The sequence below is a fragment of the Alteromonas sp. ABH4_452 genome (assembly GCF_056311825.1).
This window is the reverse complement of the sequence record NZ_CM149973.1, coordinates 775,914-794,986: the sequence shown is the minus strand read 5'-3', so window position 1 is coordinate 794,986 and position 19,073 is coordinate 775,914. Positions and strand designations below refer to the sequence as shown.

The 19,073-nt window shown below is 45.3% G+C and carries 16 protein-coding genes and 1 tRNA gene; 3 read left to right on the top strand and 14 right to left on the bottom strand.

Features of this window, described 5'->3' with window-relative positions; translation table 11 throughout:
- Positions 1–36: 36 nt before the first annotated feature.
- The 10 genes from rpoB to ACYX4N_RS03410 all read right to left on the bottom strand — a co-directional run bounded on the left by rpoB (position 37) and on the right by ACYX4N_RS03410 (position 10,963).
- Positions 37–4,065 carry a DNA-directed RNA polymerase subunit beta gene (rpoB, locus tag ACYX4N_RS03455; protein ID WP_474804194.1) on the bottom strand — a complete coding sequence of 1,343 codons (4,029 nt, stop codon included), beginning with the start codon at positions 4,063–4,065 and terminating at the stop codon, positions 37–39.
- 325 nt (positions 4,066–4,390) lie between these two features.
- Positions 4,391–4,768, bottom strand: a complete 378-nt coding sequence (rplL, locus tag ACYX4N_RS03450; protein WP_015068303.1) for a 50S ribosomal protein L7/L12 — start codon at positions 4,766–4,768, stop codon at positions 4,391–4,393.
- Positions 4,769–4,825: 57 nt separating this feature from the next.
- Entirely contained in the window at positions 4,826–5,344 is a 519-nt protein-coding gene (gene rplJ / locus ACYX4N_RS03445) for a 50S ribosomal protein L10 (protein ID WP_014951041.1), read from the bottom strand.
- Positions 5,345–5,650: 306 nt separating this feature from the next.
- Entirely contained in the window at positions 5,651–6,346 is a 696-nt protein-coding gene (gene rplA, locus ACYX4N_RS03440) for a 50S ribosomal protein L1 (protein WP_014980521.1), read from the bottom strand.
- Positions 6,347–6,350: 4 nt separating this feature from the next.
- Positions 6,351–6,779 carry a 50S ribosomal protein L11 gene (gene rplK, locus ACYX4N_RS03435; RefSeq protein ID WP_014951043.1) on the bottom strand — a complete coding sequence of 143 codons (429 nt, stop codon included), beginning with the start codon at positions 6,777–6,779 and terminating at the stop codon, positions 6,351–6,353.
- Positions 6,780–7,023: 244 nt separating this feature from the next.
- Positions 7,024–7,575: a transcription termination/antitermination protein NusG gene (gene nusG, locus ACYX4N_RS03430; RefSeq protein ID WP_179984807.1), complete on the bottom strand. Its 552-nt coding sequence runs from the start codon at positions 7,573–7,575 to the stop codon at positions 7,024–7,026.
- A gap of 4 nt (positions 7,576–7,579) precedes the next feature.
- Positions 7,580–7,957 (bottom strand): preprotein translocase subunit SecE, encoded by a 378-nt coding sequence (secE, locus tag ACYX4N_RS03425; protein WP_014951045.1) that lies wholly within the window; start codon positions 7,955–7,957, stop codon positions 7,580–7,582.
- 81 nt (positions 7,958–8,038) lie between these two features.
- Positions 8,039–8,115, bottom strand: a tRNA-Trp gene (locus tag ACYX4N_RS03420).
- A 167-nt stretch (positions 8,116–8,282) separates the two neighbouring features.
- The gene (locus ACYX4N_RS03415; protein WP_269919007.1) at positions 8,283–10,124 is read right to left on the bottom strand and encodes an ABC transporter ATP-binding protein; all 1,842 of its coding nucleotides are present in this window, start codon (positions 10,122–10,124) and stop codon (positions 8,283–8,285) included.
- A gap of 215 nt (positions 10,125–10,339) precedes the next feature.
- Positions 10,340–10,963, bottom strand: a complete 624-nt coding sequence (locus ACYX4N_RS03410; protein WP_476055618.1) for an RraA family protein — start codon at positions 10,961–10,963, stop codon at positions 10,340–10,342.
- A gap of 292 nt (positions 10,964–11,255) precedes the next feature.
- Between ACYX4N_RS03410 and ACYX4N_RS03405 the strand changes: the two genes are divergently transcribed.
- Together ACYX4N_RS03405 and ACYX4N_RS03400 are read left to right on the top strand one after the other, a co-directional pair.
- Entirely contained in the window at positions 11,256–13,322 is a 2,067-nt protein-coding gene (locus ACYX4N_RS03405; protein ID WP_476055617.1) for a M13 family metallopeptidase, read from the top strand.
- A 119-nt stretch (positions 13,323–13,441) separates the two neighbouring features.
- Positions 13,442–14,134, top strand: a complete 693-nt coding sequence (locus ACYX4N_RS03400) for a lysoplasmalogenase (protein ID WP_476055616.1) — start codon at positions 13,442–13,444, stop codon at positions 14,132–14,134.
- On the opposite strand, the gene ACYX4N_RS03395 is transcribed toward ACYX4N_RS03400, so the two are convergent.
- From ACYX4N_RS03395 to ACYX4N_RS03380, 4 genes are all read right to left on the bottom strand, one after another.
- Positions 14,131–14,529: an ACT domain-containing protein gene (locus ACYX4N_RS03395; RefSeq protein WP_476055615.1), complete on the bottom strand. Its 399-nt coding sequence runs from the start codon at positions 14,527–14,529 to the stop codon at positions 14,131–14,133. The two genes, ACYX4N_RS03400 and ACYX4N_RS03395, sit on opposite strands and share 4 nt — an antisense overlap.
- A 59-nt stretch (positions 14,530–14,588) precedes the next feature.
- On the bottom strand, positions 14,589–15,968 hold the full coding sequence (gene dbpA / locus ACYX4N_RS03390) for an ATP-dependent RNA helicase DbpA (RefSeq protein ID WP_476055614.1): 1,380 nt from the start codon (positions 15,966–15,968) through the stop codon (positions 14,589–14,591).
- A gap of 198 nt (positions 15,969–16,166) precedes the next feature.
- Positions 16,167–17,213 (bottom strand): dihydroorotase, encoded by a 1,047-nt coding sequence (gene pyrC / locus ACYX4N_RS03385; RefSeq protein WP_476055613.1) that lies wholly within the window; start codon positions 17,211–17,213, stop codon positions 16,167–16,169.
- 97 nt (positions 17,214–17,310) lie between these two features.
- Complete coding sequence (locus tag ACYX4N_RS03380; protein ID WP_476055612.1) at positions 17,311–17,847, bottom strand: lipocalin family protein; 537 nt, start codon at positions 17,845–17,847, stop codon at positions 17,311–17,313.
- A 274-nt stretch (positions 17,848–18,121) separates the two neighbouring features.
- Here ACYX4N_RS03380 and ACYX4N_RS03375 point away from each other — a divergent pair, with 274 nt between their 5' ends.
- A complete protein-coding gene (locus ACYX4N_RS03375; protein ID WP_476055611.1) occupies positions 18,122–19,072 on the top strand; it encodes an aldo/keto reductase in 951 nt (316 codons plus the stop codon).
- Position 19,073 lies beyond the last annotated feature (1 nt).

Genomic DNA, 19,073 nt, shown 5'->3' with positions numbered 1-19,073 from the left:
CGGGCCATCTCATAACATTACGCGGCGATTGCCGTATTACTTTTCTTCAAGCTCGATGTTGATACCCAACGAGCGAATTTCTTTAAGTAGTACGTTGAATGATTCTGGCATGCCAGGTTCCATTCTGTGGTCGCCATCGACGATGTTCTTGTACATCTTGGTACGGCCGTTAACGTCATCTGACTTAACAGTAAGCATTTCCTGAAGGGTATACGCTGCACCGTATGCTTCAAGTGCCCACACTTCCATCTCACCGAAGCGCTGACCACCAAACTGTGCTTTACCACCAAGAGGCTGCTGTGTAACAAGGCTGTAAGAACCAGTAGAACGCGCGTGCATCTTGTCGTCTACTAAGTGGTTCAGTTTCAGCATGTACATGTAACCAACCGTAACTGGACGCTCAAATTCGCGACCGGTACGACCGTCGAACAATGAAATCTGACCGCTTTCTGGAATATCAGCAAGCTTCAGCATTTCTTTGATTTCTGATTCACGAGCACCGTCGAATACAGGCGTTGCAATCGGAACACCCTTACGAAGGTTTTCTGCTAAGCGACGTACTTCGTGGTCTGTGAAGTTATCGATGTCAACTTCTTGGTGATTTTCACCAAGCTCGTACACCTTCTTCAAGAACTCACGCAGTTCAGCCAGCTCACGCTGCTCTTTAATCATGCGGTCAATCTTCACACCAAGACCGTGTGCAGCCATACCCAAGTGAGTTTCTAGGATCTGACCGATGTTCATACGAGACGGTACACCTAGTGGGTTTAGAACGATATCTACCGGCGTACCGTTAGCATCGTATGGCATGTCTTCTACAGGCTGGATAGTCGAGATAACACCTTTGTTACCGTGACGTCCGGCCATCTTGTCACCCGGTTGGATGTGACGCTTAACTGCAAGGTAAACCTTAACAATCTTAAGTACGCCAGGCGCTAGGTCATCACCTTGTGTGATCTTACGACGCTTAGTTTCAAACTTCTTATCGAAGTCCGCTTTAATTTCAGCGTGTTGATCAGCGATTTGGTCTAGCTCTAGCTGTGCATCTTCGCTGTTAAGTGCAATTTCAAACCACTTTTCACGCGGTAGGCTGTCAAGCTTAGCTTGGTCAACACCAGCACGTAGAAGCGCAGTTTGCGCACGGGCAAAGATACCGTCAGCAAGAATTTCGAACTCATCAGTAAGGTCTTTCTTAACCTGACGTAGCTGCATGTCTTCAATTTCTAGCGCGCGCTTGTCTTTCTCTACACCATCACGGGTAAATACTTGAACGTCAATTACGGTACCGTGAACAGAGTTAGGCACACGTAGCGACGTATCTTTAACGTCAGACGCTTTTTCACCGAAGATTGCACGTAGTAGTTTCTCTTCTGGCGTAAGCTGAGTTTCACCTTTAGGTGTCACTTTACCTACTAGGATGTCACCACCTTTCACTTCCGCACCAATGTAAACAACACCTGATTCATCGAGTTTGCTTAGTGCAGATTCACCCACGTTCGGGATATCAGAAGAAATCTCTTCTGGCCCAAGCTTAGTATCACGAGCGATACAGCTAAGCTCTTGAATGTGGATTGTAGTGAAGCGGTCTTCCTGTGCTACACGCTCAGAAATAAGGATTGAATCCTCAAAGTTGTAACCATTCCACGGCATGAACGCGATACGCATGTTCTGACCAAGTGCAAGGTCACCTAGGTCTGTTGAAGGACCGTCAGCTAGCACGTCACCAGTAACAATCGGGTCGCCAACACTACAGGTAGGCTTCTGATTGATACAAGTGTTCTGGTTAGAACGCGTGTATTTAGTCAGGTTATAGATATCGATACCCGCTTCACCTGGAAGCATTTCATCTTCATCTACTTTAATTACGATACGGCTGGCATCAACATAATCAACCACACCACCGCGCTTAGCAACTACAGTAACACCTGAGTCAACCGCGATAGTTCTTTCCATACCGGTACCAACTAGCGGCTTATCAGCGCGTAGTGTAGGTACTGCCTGACGTTGCATGTTCGCACCCATAAGTGCACGGTTTGCGTCATCGTGCTCTAGGAATGGAATAATGCTCGCAGCAATTGAAACGATTTGCTGTGGTGAAACGTCCATGTATTTGATGTCTTCAGTTGGCATCAAAGTAGTTTCACCGCGGTGACGACATGGAATTAGGTCGTCTACCAACTCGCCATTCTCAGTCAGCGCAATGTTAGCCTGAGCGATTGCGAATTGACCTTCTTCAATTGCAGATAAGTAATCGATTTCGTCTGTTACCACACCGTCAACAATGCGACGGAAAGGTGTTTCAAGGAAACCGAAGTCATTGGTGCGCGCGAAGCTCGCCAATGAGTTGATAAGACCGATGTTCGGGCCTTCCGGCGTTTCGATTGGACATAGACGACCATAGTGAGTCGGGTGTACGTCTCGAACCTCGAAGCCTGCACGTTCACGTGTAAGACCACCCGGGCCTAATGCAGAAATACGACGCTTGTGCGTTACTTCTGATAGCGGGTTGTTTTGGTCCATGAACTGAGAAAGCTGAGATGAACCGAAGAACTCTTTAACCGCAGCCGAGATAGGCTTAGCGTTAATTAGGTCCTGTGGCATTACGTTGTCTAGATCGCCTAAGCTTAGGCGCTCTTTAACTGCACGTTCTACACGTACAAGACCAACGCGGAATTGGTTCTCTGCCATTTCACCAACAGAACGGATACGACGGTTACCTAGGTGATCGATATCATCTACTTCGTCTTTACCGTCACGAATCATTATTAGCTGCTTCATTACAGAAATAATGTCTTCTTTATCTAGCGTGCCTGAACCGATAAGTTCTTCACGACCTAGACGGCGGTTGAACTTCATGCGGCCAACAGAAGATAGGTCGTAACGTTCGTCAGAGAAGAACAAGTTATCGAACAAGGTTTCAGCTGCGTCTTTTGTTGGTGGCTCACCAGGGCGCATCATACGGTAAATTTCAACGAGTGCTTCTAGGCGGTTAGTTGAAGAGTCGATACGAAGTGTATCTGAAATATATGAACCGTGGTCAAGTTCGTTGATGTAAAGCGTTTCGAACTCTTTGATACCCGCTTGGCTTAGCGCCGCTAGGTTCTCAAGGGTAAGTTCTTCGTTCGCGCTTACAATAACTTCGCCAGTATCTTCATTTACATAAGTAGCAGCATACACGCGGCCAATTAGGTAATCAGCTGGAACTTCTAGCTCAGTAAGACCTGCTTTCTCTAGTGCACGAGTATGACGTGCTGAGATACGACGACCCGTTTCAACAACAACGTTGCCTTCACCGTCAATGATATCAAATGCAGCAGTTTCACCACGAAGGCGATCTGGAACCACTTCCATCATCAACTTGTCTTTGTTGATACGTATGCCAACTTTGTCGAAGAAAGTATCAAGGATTTCTTCAGACGTCATTTCAAGTGCGCGCAAGATAATGGTTGCAGGCAATTTACGACGACGGTCAATACGTACAAACAGGTTATCTTTCGGGTCAAACTCGAAGTCTAACCACGAACCACGGTAAGGAATTACACGTGCGTTATAAAGCACTTTACCTGACGAGTGGGTTTTACCTTTGTCGTGATCAAAGAATACACCAGGTGAACGGTGTAGCTGTGACACGATAACACGCTCAGTACCATTGATAACGAACGTACCGTTCTCAGTCATCAATGGGATCTCGCCCATGTACACTTCTTGTTCTTTAATATCTTTTACGGTACCTGGGGCAGCGTCTTTATCGAACAACACTAACCGTAGTTTTACTCTTAACGGAGCAGAGAAAGTTACGCCACGAATTTGACATTCTTTAACGTCGAAAACTGGCTCTCCCAGGCGGTAGCTTACATATTGAAGCTCTGAACTACCTGAGTAGCTTTTAATTGGAAAAACGGAACGAAATGCTGCTTCCAAACCGTATTGAGCTTCCGGATCGGTCTCAATAAACTTTTTGAAAGAATCAAGCTGAATTGAAAGAAGGTATGGAATTTCCAGTACCTGTGGGCGTTTGCCAAAATCCTTACGGATACGTTTCTTTTCGCTATAAGAGTAAACCATGGGTTCCTCAGCCTGCTGATTTATGACCCAACCTGCTGCAAAATGCTTTAAAACGCGTGCTATGGGCTAAAAGCTGCGTTTCAAATGGCGCACTAAGCAACAAACTTCCACAACCCTTTTTCGGGCAGATACACCAGCATACAACAAAATTTAACCAATTATTAGTTAACTTGTTGGATTTTTATGCTTTTTATGGGTATTTCCGAATGGCGCTTTAAGTAGTGTAACCAAGGGTTAGTTTCTACACACTATACAGCGCAAAAAGGCTGGTGGTTCAAAAAACCACCAGCCTTGCCGTCTCAGGCAATAATCTGACTAGGTCAGATTACTTGATTTCTACTTCTGCACCAGCTTCTTCAAGCTCTTTCTTAAGTGCTTCAGCTTCATCTTTGCTTACGCCTTCTTTGATAGCTTTAGGAGCAGACTCAACTACTTCTTTAGCTTCTTTAAGACCTAGGCCAGTCGCGCCGCGAACTGCTTTGATAACTGCAACTTTGTTGCCACCGAATGAAGTCATTACAACGTCGAATTCAGTCTTTTCTTCTGCAGCAGCAGCGTCGCCGCCAGCAGCTGGACCAGCAACAGCAACAGCAGCTGCAGCAGATACGTTGAATTTCTCTTCAGCCGCTTCAATTAGTTCTACCAGTTCCATTACCGGCATTTCAGCGATTGCGTTTAAGATATCTTCTTTAGTTAGAGCCATGTTCTCTAAACTCCTGGGTATAAAATGTTAAAAAAATCAATATGCCAAAAACGCCAATTACTTGGTGTCTTTGACCGCCGCCAATACGCGCACAAACTTGCCAGGAACTTCGTTGATTGTTTGAACGAATTTCCCAACTGGTGCTTTGAAGGTTGCAAGTAGTTTCGCAAGCGCTTCGTCGCGGGTAGGTAGTGCTGCAACTGCGTCCAATTTCTCTGGACCAAGAAGACCGCTACCAATAGATAGTGCTGTAACTTTAAGCTTATCGTTAGTCTTACCGAAGTCTTTGAAAAGACGTGCCGCACCGCCTGGTGCGTCGATAGAGAAACCATAGATAAGCGGGCCAGTTAGGGCGCTGTCTAAGTCTGCAAATTGACTGTCTGCTAGAGCACGCTTTGCAAGAGTGTTACGTACAACCTTAAGGTATACGCCTTGCTCACGAGCTTTAACACGTAGGTCAGTCAGTTCTGCAACTTCCATCCCACGGTATTCAGCAACGGCTACGGATAGAGCGCGAGACGCAACTTCAGAAACTTCTGCTACGATCTCTTTTTTTGCTGCTAAACCTAGTGCCACTGAGTTCACCTCTTTGTATCTGACTTTGTTTACGGTTACCCGCTTACGCCGTCAGGGTTCACAGATTGATACCAACCCTCATGGTTGATACCGCTCTACGGTGTTTGTTACCCCAGAGAGTCTGAGTCAAACCACCGTCTGCGCAGGTTGTTGTATTAAGCAGTGTGTTGACTGTGAAAGTTCTCTTACCTCTTTCACCACACCGCACCTGCGGTCTTGGACGGGAGCTGCTTATTAGCACTGCTAATTGTCACAGCTCCAACCCATAACCTTTAAGAGATTTCGATGAGCCTAAGCTCAGCGAAATTAAAGACCTACAGAAGCCTTATCAAGAGCAACACCAGCACCCATTGTAGTGCTTAGGCTGATCTTCTTGATGTATGTACCTTTAGCAGAAGAAGGCTTAGCTTTCTTCAGTGCTTCAAGTAACGCTTCAAGGTTTTCTTGAATTTGGTTCGCTTCGAACGCAATCTTACCGATGCTAGCGTGGATGATACCGTTCTTATCGTTACGGTAGCGTACCTGACCAGCTTTAGCGTTCTTAACTGCAGTTGCAACGTCAGGCGTTACAGTGCCAGTTTTAGGGTTAGGCATAAGGCCACGTGGACCTAAGATTTGACCTAGTTGACCAACAACACGCATCGCGTCTGGGCTAGCAACTACTACGTCAAAGTTCATTTCGCCTTTCTTAACTTGCTCAGCTAAGTCGTCCATACCAACGATATCTGCACCAGCTTCTTTCGCTGCTTCAGCATTTGCACCTTGAGTGAATACTGCAACGCGAACGTCTTTACCAGTACCGTTAGGTAGTACAGTTGCACCACGAACGTTTTGGTCAGATTTCTTCGCATCGATACCAAGGTTTACAGATACGTCAACGCTTTCTGCGAACTTAGCAGTTGCTAGTTCTTTAAGAAGCGCTACTGCTTCGTTGATTTCGTACTCTTTAGTAGAGTCAACTTTGTCGCGGATTACGCGAGCGCGTTTAGTTAATTTAGCCATTCGATTAGTCCTCTACGTTCAAGCCCATTGAGCGAGCAGAACCCGCGATAGTGCGTACCGCTGCATCTAGATCAGCTGCAGTAAGGTCTGGCTCTTTAGTTTTAGCAATCTCTTCCAACTGAGCGCGAGTAACTTTACCCACTTTTTCAGTGTTAGGACGGCCAGAACCACTCTTGATGCCCGCTGCTTTCTTAAGCAGGTAAGACGCAGGAGGAGTCTTAGTTTCGAATGTGAAAGAGCGATCTTCGTATACAGTAATTTCTACTGGTACTGGAGCGCCTTTCTCAAGACTTTCAGTTTTCGCGTTGAAAGCCTTACAGAATTCCATGATGTTTACACCGTGCTGACCTAGTGCAGGACCAACCGGAGGACTTGGGTTAGCAGCGCCAGCTGCAACCTGAAGCTTGATAATACCGCTTACTTTTTTAGCCATTTTACATGCTCTCTTGTTTGGGTCTAACGCCTCGCAAATACAGAGATTATTTGCTCAATCGGCTTCCCGTTTCCGTTTAAAAGGGCGCGCATTATATAAGGTGATTAATTACTATGCAAGGGCTAATTAGAATAAAAAACCATCGAAAGGTCAGTATTCTTAAGCCTACGCCGTTTAACTAGTAATTACCTACAAAAAAGCCCCGTTGAACGGGGCTTTTTTAAATGTGCTTAGCAGAGAAGGCTTAGCCTTTTTCTACCTGACCAAATTCTAAGTCTACCGGTGTAGAACGACCGAAGATAAGTACCGATACTTTTACGCGGCTCTTTTCGTAGTCGACTTCTTCTACCACACCGTTGAAGTCTGCAAATGGACCGTCGGTTACACGAATAACTTCGCCTGGCTCGAACAATGTCTTTGGTCTTGGCTTATCAACGTTTTCTTCAAGACGATTTAAGATAGCATCAGCTTCTTTTTGCGTGATAGGCATAGGGCGGTCAGATGTACCACCGATGAAACCAAGTACGCGAGGAACGCTTTTCACCAAGTGCCATGACTCTTCGGTCATCGCCATTTCTACCAATACATAACCCGGGTAGAACTTACGCTCAGATTTACGCTTCTGACCCGCACGCATCTCAACAACTTCTTCTGTTGGTACTAGTACCTGACCAAAGTAGTCTTCCATGTTGTGCATTTTGATGTATTCAAGCAGGGTCTTCTTTACACGAGACTCATATTGCGAATAGGCTTGTACTACGTACCATCTTTTCTTTACTGCTTCTTCTTCAGACATACGTTTATGCTCCTATTCCAGTAATAAAGCCAACTACACGAACGATGATGCCGTCTAGTCCCCATAAAATTAGTGCCATGATTAACGTCGCTGCAAGCACGATAAGGGTAGTCTGGTTCGCCTCTTGGCGAGTAGGCCACACAACCTTGCGAACTTCTGTGCGAGACTCTTTAGCAAAGCTCAAGAAGGTGCTACCTTTTTCGGTAGTTGCCGCGATAAAACCAGCTATACCAACTACTACAACAATAGCGATAGCACGGTATAGTACCGAGATCTCACCGTACATTGTATTAGCGGTTACTAAACCGGCAAGTAGTGCAAAAACCACTACCCATTTAAACATGTCCAATGCATTGGACTGATTTTCCGTCTTTTCGCTCATGTTACGATCCTAGCACTACAGCGTCGTTGTTTTACGCACTCATTTAATGCGCAATTTAAAAATTCTTAGTTTAAGTAAATTTGGCAGGGGTGGAGGGACTCGAACCCCCAACCATCGGTTTTGGAGACCGCTGTTCTACCAATTCGAACTACACCCCTGTGGTGTCTAAAAGACAAAATTTACTTACACTGCCCTTGTGAGTTGTGCGTCTTTTCTAAGGAAAGTGCGGTATCGCAAGGGAGGGACGCGTATTATACTTAACCACTTTCAAGATACAAGCGGTTTATCCATCCCTTCTGCGATTGAACACTATTTCGCGAGTTTCCTATTCAACACCAATAAATCCGCCGGTTTGGTGAGCCCAAAGCTTCGCATAAATACCATTTTGAGCGATAAGCTCAGCATGTGTGCCCTGCTCTACGATGTTACCTTTATCCAAAACAAGCAACCTGTCCATTTGTGCAATGGTAGATAGGCGATGTGCAATGGCTAGCACGGTTTTACCTTCCATCACTTTATCCAGACAGGCTTGAATGGCCGCTTCAACTTCTGAATCTAGTGCCGATGTCGCCTCGTCCAGTACCAGTACAGGTGCGTCTTTTAGCAATACACGGGCGATAGCGATACGCTGACGCTGCCCTCCTGAAAGCTTCACACCGCGCTCACCTACATGCGCGTCGTAGCCTGTTCTACCGTAACTATCGGTAAGTGTAAGGATAAAATCATGCGCCTCGGCTTGCTTAGCCGCCCTTACCATATCCTCTTCTGTCGCATCCGTACGCCCGTATAAAATATTGTCGCGTACAGAGCGATGCATCAACGAGGTATCCTGCGTTACCATACTGATTTTAGCTCGTAGGGTTTCCTGCCCCACTTGGGTAATATCTTGCCCATCAATGATAATTCTGCCACTTTGGGTATCGTAAAAGCGCATTAATAGGTTCACTAACGTTGATTTACCTGCACCAGAGCGCCCCACTAACCCTACTTTTTCACCAGGCTTAATGTCTAAATCTAAATTTTTAAACACATCAATAGGTTTTTCATCGGCCCCAGCATAAGAAAAGTTCACGTTGTCGAAGTTAATCCCGCCGCCATTTACTTTAAGGGCGTTAGCCTTAGGCTTGTCTTTAACCGCAATCGGCTGTGCTAAGGTATTCATACCATCCTGCACTGTACCTAAGTTCTCAAACAAGCCAGATACTTCCCACATTACCCAGTGCGACATACCGTTTAGTCGCAGGCAAAGGCTTATAGCAATGGCGATATCACCGGGGCTCGCAATGTTTTCCATCCACAAATACACAGACAGAGCGCCAATGGTAAAAATAAGAATGGCATTAGCCATTTCCACACAAAATTCCAATACGGTAACCAAACGCATTTGCGGGTAAACCGTTTTAAGAAAACCATCCATGCTTTCTTTTGCGTAATCAGCTTCACGGCGACTATGCGAAAACAGCTTCACTGTGGTGATATTGGTGTAACTATCCACAATACGGCCAGTCATTAATGAGCGCGCGTCGGCTTGCTTTTGAGAGACTTCTTTTAGTTTTGGTACTAGCACCTTCAAGATACCGATATACACAAAAAACCACACGATAAGCGGCATGGCTAAGCGCCAATCAGTACTGAAGATAAGCACAACCATGGAAATAAAGTAAACGCTGATGTACACCAGCAAATCGAGCACTTTAGTTACCGTTTCACGAACCGATAATGCGGTTTGCATTACCTTGGTGGCCACACGGCCGGCAAATTCATCGTGGAAAAAAGTTAAACTTTGCCCAAGTAAGTAGCGGTGTGCCTGCCATCTAATGCGCATGGGGTAATTACCCATCAAGGACTGGCGAGAAAACAGCGAGCGCAACAAAATAAACAAAGGAATGAAAACCAGAACCGTTAAACCCATGCCAATAAGCGTGAATTTTTGGTCCTCTAAAAAGGTTTCTCGGCTTTGCTCTGAGAACCAGTCAACCAACTGGCCTAGAAATCCAAACAGCGCTACTTCTAACATGGCCACAATCGCACTAAGCACCGAAACTGTAAGGATGACGCCCCACATGCCTTTGGTGTAGTACTTACAAAAGGCAATGATACCTGTTGGCGGTTGAGTAGGCGGTGTATCGGGGAAAGGCTGGGTCAGCTTTTCAAAAAATGAAAACATGTAGAACTCGTTAATTATTCGGTGACAGAGCACGTTTACGTATGCCCCAAATTGCTGGGTCACAATTCTACACGATAACTGAAAGTGTGTTGAACTTTGCGGTGCTTTTTTACCGCAAAGCTCATTTAATTTTGGTTAATACTTTTGCTTAGTGAAGGGCTTAATGAAGCGCTTATCAACAACCAGTCTAAATATAGCTAATTTTCTATAAACCTTTACTCTGCAAACCCTAATTTAGCGAGTATGCTTTCTACTTTTTCAGCGTGTTCAGCCTGCCACTGTTCTAACGACATAGAACCGTCTTTTTGTGCGCGCTTTTGGGCAATGTCATAGGCTGCTAGCGCCTCATCCTTTGGAATTACTGCAATGCCCTCCTCGTCCGCCACAATGATGTCTCCCGCGTGAACAGTTACACCAGCACATGTGATAGGCTCATTTAACGGCGATATGCACTTTTTCGCTCCAGGCTTGGGTATAACGCCTCTAGCAAACACTGGAAACTTGTTGTTACGGGTTTCAGCAATATCTCGGATAACACCATCAATTACGAAGCCTTTAATCCCTCGAGATTGGGCGATTGCGCAGACGTTACCGCCCGCAACAGCAAATTCATCGTCAGCTTCAACCACAATGATATCACCAGGGCTTGCGCGATATATCGCCGCATGCAGCATAAGATGGTCACCCGGCTCACACTTAACGGTGAATGCTGGACCCGCAATACGAGGCATACCGTACCACAATGGTTTAATCCCGTAGTGCATGAACTGCTCTCTTGGCAGGGCGTCTGCGTACTCGCACGGTGATACGCTTTCAAAAGGAGTTTTATGTAAGTCCATTGCCGTTCCTTGAATATTGTGATGAGGTCAATACAGAACACTATAGCGAACTTAGTCTGCCAAGTTGTTACAAGCTGTGTATTTTCACTATAAACACTTTTTCTATCCCTACCATCATGCTAAAACGTTAGAAAAACCGTGCGTGTTGCGCCCCGATATTCTTGTGGATGCAAAGGTCATTCTTATGGATGTAAAGGTCATTCTTATGGATGTAAAGGGCCTAACAACGCGCTAAAAACTATAAGCGGCAAGTCCAAACATTGCCCAGTCAGAATGAAAAGGAAAACTCTAAATGTTACGTAGCGTTTTAAGCTTAAGCGTGGCACTGGCCTTAACGGCCTGTAGCCCACAAAATTCATCGACAGAACAACAAAACCAAAGCGCTGCCACTGAAGAAGCTCAGCAGCAGCTTTCTTCAGGCGTCATTAAAGAGAATATGGACCTGTCTGTAGACCCCGGTGATGACTTCTTCCGCTACGTAAACGGTAAGTGGTTTGATAATTTTGAAATACCAGCTGATAAGTCTAGTTACGGTTCTTTCGTTATTCTACGTGATGAAGCGCAAGACCACGTAATGGATATTATTAAGTCTTCTGCCGAAGGTGATTTTAAAGCGGGCAGTGACGAACAAAAAGTGGGTGATTTTTACCGTGCCTATATGGATATGGAAACCCGCAACGAACTTGGTACGACGCCGCTAAAGCCTGAGTTAACTAAGATTGAAGCCATTGAAGACTACACTGACCTTGCTGAGTATTTTGCTTATGCTGCTCGCTATGGCTACGGTACACCGTTTAGCCTAACTCAGTACCCAGATCTTAAGTCGCCGAAAGAATATCTGATGTACACGTGGCAAGCCGGCCTTGGACTTCCTGAGCGCGAGTACTATTTTAAAGACGACGAAACATCACAAACCATTCGTGACGCATACGTTAAGCATATTCAAACTATGTTTGAACTTGCGGGTTTCGAAGCACCAAAAGAAAGTGCCGATATGCTTTTCGAGCTTGAGACTAAAATTGCTCAACTGCACATGAAGAAAGAGCAAGCCCGTAACTTTGCCGCAAACTATAACAAGCTTTCGATTGAAGAACTTAAAGCATTGATGCCTAAGTTTAACTGGGATGCCTATCTTGCTGAAGCTGACATTAGCGACATTCCTTCGCTAGGTATTCTGCAAAAAGACTACATGCAAAACATTGATGGTGTTATAGCCGAAACTTCACTTGAGGACTGGAAGACATTCCTTAAGTGGGGCTTGTTAAATGCTTCAGCCAGTCGCTTAAATGCCGAACTTGATGAAGCAAACTTCAATTTCTACAGCAAAGTGCTTCGCGGCGTAGAAGAGCAGCAGCCACAATGGCGTCGTGCAGTGAGTCTTTCAAATGCCCATGTAGGCGAGCTAATCGGTAAGGTTTATGTAAAACAGCATTTCCCGCCAGAAGCGAAAGACCGCATGATGGAAATGGTTAACAACCTACTGCTGGCTTACAAAGAAAGTATTGAAAACCTAGACTGGATGACAGACGAAACTCGTGCGCAAGCGCTGGACAAACTGTCTAAATTTACCGTCAAAATTGGTTATCCAGATCAGTGGAGAGATTATTCAGCACTAACGGTTAATGCTGGTGACTTATTCGGTAACCTTAAGCGTTCTTCTGACGTGCTATACGAAGAGATGCTGAAGAAACAAGGCGGCCCAGTGTGGACCCACGAGTGGGGTATGACACCTCAAACCGTTAACGCTTATTACAATCCACCGCTTAACGAAATTGTATTTCCTGCCGCTATTCTGCAGCCTCCGTTTTTTGATATGAACGCAGAAGACGCTGTGAATTATGGTGGTATTGGCGCAGTAATCGGACACGAAATAGGTCACGGATTCGATGATTCAGGCTCAACCTTTGACGGTGATGGCGTGCTTAGAAACTGGTGGACCGATGAAGATCGCAGCGAGTTTGAAGCACGTACGGCAAACTTGATTGAGCAATACAATCAATTCGAGGTCTTACCTGATTTGCACGTAAACGGCGAATATACCTTAGGTGAAAACATTGGTGACCTAGGCGGTATTAGTATTGCGCTTAAAGCTTACCACTTGTCTCTTGATGGTGAAAAAGCCCCAGAGCTAGATGGCTTTACTGGCGACCAGCGCGTATTCATCGGTTATGGTCAGGTATGGGCCAGCAAATACCGCGAAGAAGCGTTGCGCAGCCAAGTGCAGACCGATACGCACTCTCCTACTAAATTCCGTACCAACGGTGCTGTGCGCAACGTACCAGAATTCTACGAAGCCTTTAACGTTACCGAAGACGATGCGTTGTATCTGCCGCCAGAAGAACGCGTGAAAATTTGGTAATTTGCACACACATGCATGCGTAGATAATACGACAGTTAAAGCCCCATGTTTTGTTCGTCAAACTGGGGCTTTTTTTTCGTGTTGAAGTGTATGACTGAGCAGTTTCAAAAAGGCTAAATATGAATGTAAGAACAACTATTGTCTTTAGCAGCTTAGCGTTGATTTACTTGGTGACGTTGCCGCTTACCCCCTACGTGGCGCAATTCTTACCCAAAGCCCTGCCTATTGTGGTACTGGCAGTTTTCGCCTATACAAAACTTAGCGCCATGCCGCGATACATGGTGTTGACGGCGTTACTTTTTAGTCTTGCCGGAGATGTTAGTCTGGCATTGCCCTTTGCAGAAAGTTTTATATCAGGCCTGTCTTGCTTTTTTCTCGCGCACTTATCTTATGCCGCGTGTTTTGCCAATCTAAATCACCACAAACCCAAAGCGCTCTCAAGCGATATTATTTCACACAATGTGAAATGGCTAATTAGCCTTACCATTGTTAGTTTTACGGCAGTGATGGCCGGTCATATTCTGCCTGCATCAGGTTCGTTGTTTTACCCTGTAGTGGCATACATTAGCGTAATCACGCTGATGGGCTTAACCGCGGTGTGGTTAGCTCAAACCAAGCTAATCGTAACCGGTGCGTTACTTTTTGTGATATCAGATGCCATTCTCGCTCAATCGGTTTTCAAAACCCCGCTTCCACTGTCTACCTTTTGGGTAATGACAACTTACTATGGAGCACAATATTGCTTAACCATGGGGCTGGTTAATGCGTTCTCGGGAAAAGAAAAAAAGCAGGAAGAGAATGGGAGGGCCTAGTGAGACAGCGAAGTTAAAACTTCTATCGCCAAGTCGACTTTTTCAGCTGGCACAAAAATGTGGTCGTGATAATAAGCGGCCACCACGTTGGCGCTAATTCCTGCCTTACCCAACGCGGTGGACATAGCTGCCGTCATGCCTACCGCTTCCAAACTAGAATGTACTTCACAGGTTATACAGCGGTAATAACCCTCAAATTGCAGGTTAGCTTTCTCGGCTATAGCAACCGGAAGAATAAGCGTGGTGCCCTCGCGTTCCTGAAACATACCCTTAGCTAACGACATTAACGTACTGGTTAATCTGTCAGCAGGCAAAGTTGTGAAGACGTAATTTTCACTATTTGCCACAGGGCTCAAATTTTTTAGTAAAACATTCAAGTCAGTTTCAGCAACCACACTCACCTTCCTTCGTATAACATAATACTTATCTGTTAAAGCGTTGATCGAAGCGCTTATTAAAGCTTTCGGGCTCGAATACGCTTTCCTTTGATCTTACCTTCTCTAAACTGGGTCATGGCTTTTTTCACGCTTCGCGTTTTCACTGCGACAAAACTCATGCTGTTTTGCACTTTAATTTTGCCTAAGTCGTCGCCAGGAATGCCCGCATCTTTGGTAAGTGCACCTACCAAGTCGCCAGGGCGAAGCTTTTCCTTTTTACCCGCGCTTAGTGAAATACAGGTAAAGTCAGGCTGGGTAATTTTATTTTTATGAAAACGTAAGCTTTGCGCACCTTTAAGCGGAATATCACTTTCTTGCAATACTTCGATCTTTCGTAAAAAGTGTTCTTCTTCCTCGCTTACTAGCGTTATCGCCATACCTTGAGCGCCCGCACGTGCCGTTCTGCCAATGCGGTGAATGTGGGTTTCCGGCTCTTCGCTTACTGTGTAGTTAATAACACAGGCAATATCATCGATGTCTAATCCACGGGCAGCAACGTCGGTAGCAACAAGCACTTGTAGCGCGTCGCTTGCAAACTGCATAAGCACTGAAGTTCTTTGGTGCTGTTCCATATCCCCCTGAAGCCCTTTAGCGCTGAATCCATCTTCTATAAGCTCTTCAACAACTTCATTTACCTGCGTTTTACGGTTACAGAAAACAATGGCGTTTTTAGGCTGATATTCGGTTAATACGGCTTTTAGCGCCTGCGTTCTAGTATGAGGCAACACGTTATAGCCTAACTGAGTAATTGCCGGCTTGCTCTCTTGCGCTTCTACTTTACAGGTTACTGGGTCATGCAAGTACTGCTTCGCCACACGCTCAATTTGCTCGGTGAAAGTTGCGGAAAACAATAGTGTTTGCACTTGCGTTGGCGTCTGTCCGAAGATAATGCGTAAATCATCTTCAAAGCCCATATCTAACATGCGGTCGGCTTCATCAAGCACACGCAGCTTTACATTGCGTAAATCAATACGGCGCTTTTCCACATGATCCATCACGCGACCAGGAGTACCTACAATAATGTGCGGACTGTGCTTTAACGACTGAATTTGCGGCCCCATAGGCTGCCCGCCACATAAGGTGGTTACTTTAATATTACCGATATTTTTAGCCGCACTACGGCACTGCTGCGCTACTTGGTCGGCAAGCTCACGGGTTGGGCAAAGCATTATGGCTTGTGTAGTAAAATCATTAACTTCAATGTGCTGCAAGGCTGGGATCACAAAGCATAAGGTTTTACCGCTACCTGTTTGTGCCTGACCAATCACATCTTTTCCCTGAAGCGCTTCGGGAAGCGACTGCGCCTGGATTGGAGAAAGTTGGTGAATGCCTTGAGAGTCTAGTGCTTTAACGATGGCAGGGTTTATATCTAAATGCTTAACTGTTTCAACGGTCATTAATTTGGGTTCCAAAAGTTAACTACACCATGTTCTATATGATGAGCTACGCCATATTCTTGGTTCATCATGCCACCTTTCGAAGAAAGTGAGATGATGGAAAAGTGTCAGTAAAATCGTTTGAATGGGTGTAGAAGAGCGTTTGTGCCCTTATGGAAACGTTCCACAGGGCACGCGTACAAAACATATAGAATAAGCTTACGCTTGAAATGCCTTTTCTAATTTCCACTGTAGTGTTTGCCCCGCAAAAAATGGAACCATGTCGGTACCATCAGCTAGGGTTACCTGTTCTGGCACCGTCCACGACTCTTTTACTAACGTCATTGTAGTTGTATTTCGCGGTAAACCATAAAAGTCTGCACCGTAATAGCTAGCAAAACCTTCAAGCTTGTCTATTGCACCTAACTGCTCGAACACTTCTGCATAAAGCTCTATTGCAGACCATGCGCTGTAACAACCTGCACACCCACAAGCATTCTCTTTTTTATGCTTAGCATGAGGTGCAGAATCAGTACCTAAAAAGAACTTCTTATTACCACTTGCCACCATATCGCGTAAGGCTTTTTGATGGGTATTTCGCTTAAGCACCGGCAGGCAATAGTTGTGAGGGCGTACACCACCAACCAGTAAATCGTTGCGGTTAAGCAATAAGTGCTGAGGCGTGATAGTAGCGCCCACAAATTCGCTCGCGCCCGCTACGAAGCTAGCAGCATCTGCTGTGGTAATGTGTTCAAACACCACTTTCAGCTTAGGAAATGCTTCAACAATGGGACCTAAATGTGTGTCTATGAACACTTTTTCACGGTCAAAAATATCAATGTGATGCTCGGTAACTTCACCATGAATCAGCAAAAGCAAACCTTGCTCTTGCATGGCTTGGAATACCGGATATAAAGCCTGAATACCTTTTACCGCCGCGTCTGAATTAGTCGTCGCGCCTGCTGGATAAAGCTTACATGCGGTTACGCCTGCTTGCTTTGCATCGATAATATCCTGCGGCGTAGTTTGGTTGGTAAGAAATAAAGTCATTAACGGCTCAAAGTTACTGCCTTCAGGTCGCGCAGCCTCAATTCGCCCTTTATATGCCATCGCCATTTCAGCATTAACTACGGGTGGTACTAGGTTCGGCATAACGATAGCGCGTTGGAAACAACGCGCAGTTGCAGGCACTGTTTCAGCCAGCATTTCGTTGTCGCGAAAATGAAGATGCCAATCGTCTGGCGTAGTAATGTTGAGCGTTTGCATGCCTTGTCTCTCTTAATACTTATTCAAACAGAGGGGAATTGCGCGCAATAATAGCACAATTCCCAATTTGCGCGCAGAACAACTCGCTTGATAGCAGCTATGATTTCACTTGGCCGTGCTCTACCCAAATAAGCTTACTAACATCGTACCCAGCCGCGGTCGCTTTTTCTAATAAACGCATGCGAACTTCGTCTGAAATTGAAGGTGTCCGCGCTAATATCCAAAGGTAATCTTTATCCGGGCCTGTTATCAGTGCATATTGATAACCTTCTTTGTCTAGTTCCATAATGACATAGCTCGCGTAAAACGGGCCGAAGAAGGACACCTTTAAATGTCCTGTGGTTTCGTTCTCTACAAAATACGCTTTGCCTTCGGCTTCATCCCACTTACCTTCTTCTTTTGAATAACCGCGATTAATCACTTTCACGCCACCATCTTCGCGCATACTGTATGTTGCTGTGACTTCGCTTAACCCTTCTTCAAAACTGTGGTCAAAGCGCGCTATTTCATACCACTCCCCTAAATACCTAGGAAGCTCGAAACCTTTAACTGGCTTTACGTTTTCCGGTACTCCGGTGCAGCCAGCTAACCCAACAAGTAGTGCAATTGCCAATAAAAACCATTTTTTCAACATAAACCCTCTTCTCTTGTGATGAGTTTGTAGCGATGAATATTCACTACGATATTAAAACGCCTACACCAGCAGTTGTGATCTTTATTGCTAATTCACACCATAAATATCCTAAGCGTTAACTGTCGCTAGTTAAAAGACACTCGACTAATCAAGCTTTTATTATCCAACACGTCATACTAGAGTACAGCCCAGTTGATAATAAGAATAAGCGCCAAAGCTTCTATGAGTGCAAAGGCAATTTTGTTCACTCACACCTTTAAAGGGAGAAAACTATATGAATGCACACTTTCCACATGCAAGCCGCCTAATTTATGGATGTATGGGCTTAGGGGGTGGTTGGAATAATGACCCCGTCACTAAAGCCGATGTTACCCAAGCAAGATCAATCATCGACGCTGTACTAGACTTAGATATTAACGTTTTTGACCATGCTGATATTTACACATTCGGTAAGGCAGAAACTGCCTTTGGTGAAGCGCTTAAGCAAGCCCCAGAGCTTAAAGACAAAATGCTTATTCAATCTAAATGTGCAATACGCTTTGAGGACGATTTAGGACCAAAGCGCTATGATTTCTCGGCAAATCATATTCACACCTCGGTCGAAGGTATACTTTCTCGTTTAGGTATCGAGCAACTCGATATACTGTTGCTCCACCGCCCCGACCCGCTTATGGAGCTAGAAGAAGTGGCTGGCACCTTACTACTGCTGCAGCAACAGGGAAAGATTAAGCACGTAGGTGTGTCTAATATGCATGGGCACCAAATAAACTACCTTCAATCAGCACTGTCGACACCTATTGTAGCTAACCAACTTGAAATGAGTCTTGGCTTTAGAGACTGGTTAGAAGACGGAATAACCAGCAACAGCGCGGCAAATCGCAATATGGGTTATGCACCAGGAACCCTTGAATACTGCATGATGAATAATGTTCAGCTTCAGGCTTGGGGAAGCTTGGCTCAAGGAAAATATACAGGGGCGAAAACCGAGACTAGTGCAGATGCAGCTACCGCAGATTTAGTGGCACAGCTTGCAAGCGAATATCAAACAACGCCTGAAGCCATTGTTTTAGCATGGATAATGCGACACCCTGCCAATATCGCGCCTGTGTTAGGCAGCACCAATGTAGAACGTATCAAATCTAGTCAGAAAGCGATGGACGTTCACCTTTCTCGCGAACACTGGTACAAGTTGTTTGAAGTCGCTCGTGGCCAAGAAATGCCGTAAG

Bases quoted from the DNA above. Each gene is read 5' to 3' on its own strand.
- nusG (WP_179984807.1), bottom strand. From the start codon at position 7,575: ATGTCTGAAGAAGAAGCAGTAAAGAAAAGATGGTACGTAGTACAAGCC.
- ACYX4N_RS03405 (WP_476055617.1), top strand. From the start codon at position 11,256: ATGTTACGTAGCGTTTTAAGCTTAAGCGTGGCACTGGCCTTAACGGCC.
- secE (WP_014951045.1), bottom strand. From the start codon at position 7,957: ATGAGCGAAAAGACGGAAAATCAGTCCAATGCATTGGACATGTTTAAA.
- ACYX4N_RS03415 (WP_269919007.1), bottom strand. From the start codon at position 10,124: ATGTTTTCATTTTTTGAAAAGCTGACCCAGCCTTTCCCCGATACACCG.
- rplL (WP_015068303.1), bottom strand. From the start codon at position 4,768: ATGGCTCTAACTAAAGAAGATATCTTAAACGCAATCGCTGAAATGCCG.
- rplK (WP_014951043.1), bottom strand. From the start codon at position 6,779: ATGGCTAAAAAAGTAAGCGGTATTATCAAGCTTCAGGTTGCAGCTGGC.
- dbpA (WP_476055614.1), bottom strand. From the start codon at position 15,968: ATGACCGTTGAAACAGTTAAGCATTTAGATATAAACCCTGCCATCGTT.
- rpoB (WP_474804194.1), bottom strand. From the start codon at position 4,065: ATGGTTTACTCTTATAGCGAAAAGAAACGTATCCGTAAGGATTTTGGC.
- ACYX4N_RS03400 (WP_476055616.1), top strand. From the start codon at position 13,442: ATGAATGTAAGAACAACTATTGTCTTTAGCAGCTTAGCGTTGATTTAC.
- ACYX4N_RS03380 (WP_476055612.1), bottom strand. From the start codon at position 17,847: ATGTTGAAAAAATGGTTTTTATTGGCAATTGCACTACTTGTTGGGTTA.
- ACYX4N_RS03410 (WP_476055618.1), bottom strand. From the start codon at position 10,963: ATGGACTTACATAAAACTCCTTTTGAAAGCGTATCACCGTGCGAGTAC.
- ACYX4N_RS03375 (WP_476055611.1), top strand. From the start codon at position 18,122: ATGAATGCACACTTTCCACATGCAAGCCGCCTAATTTATGGATGTATG.
- pyrC (WP_476055613.1), bottom strand. From the start codon at position 17,213: ATGCAAACGCTCAACATTACTACGCCAGACGATTGGCATCTTCATTTT.
- rplA (WP_014980521.1), bottom strand. From the start codon at position 6,346: ATGGCTAAATTAACTAAACGCGCTCGCGTAATCCGCGACAAAGTTGAC.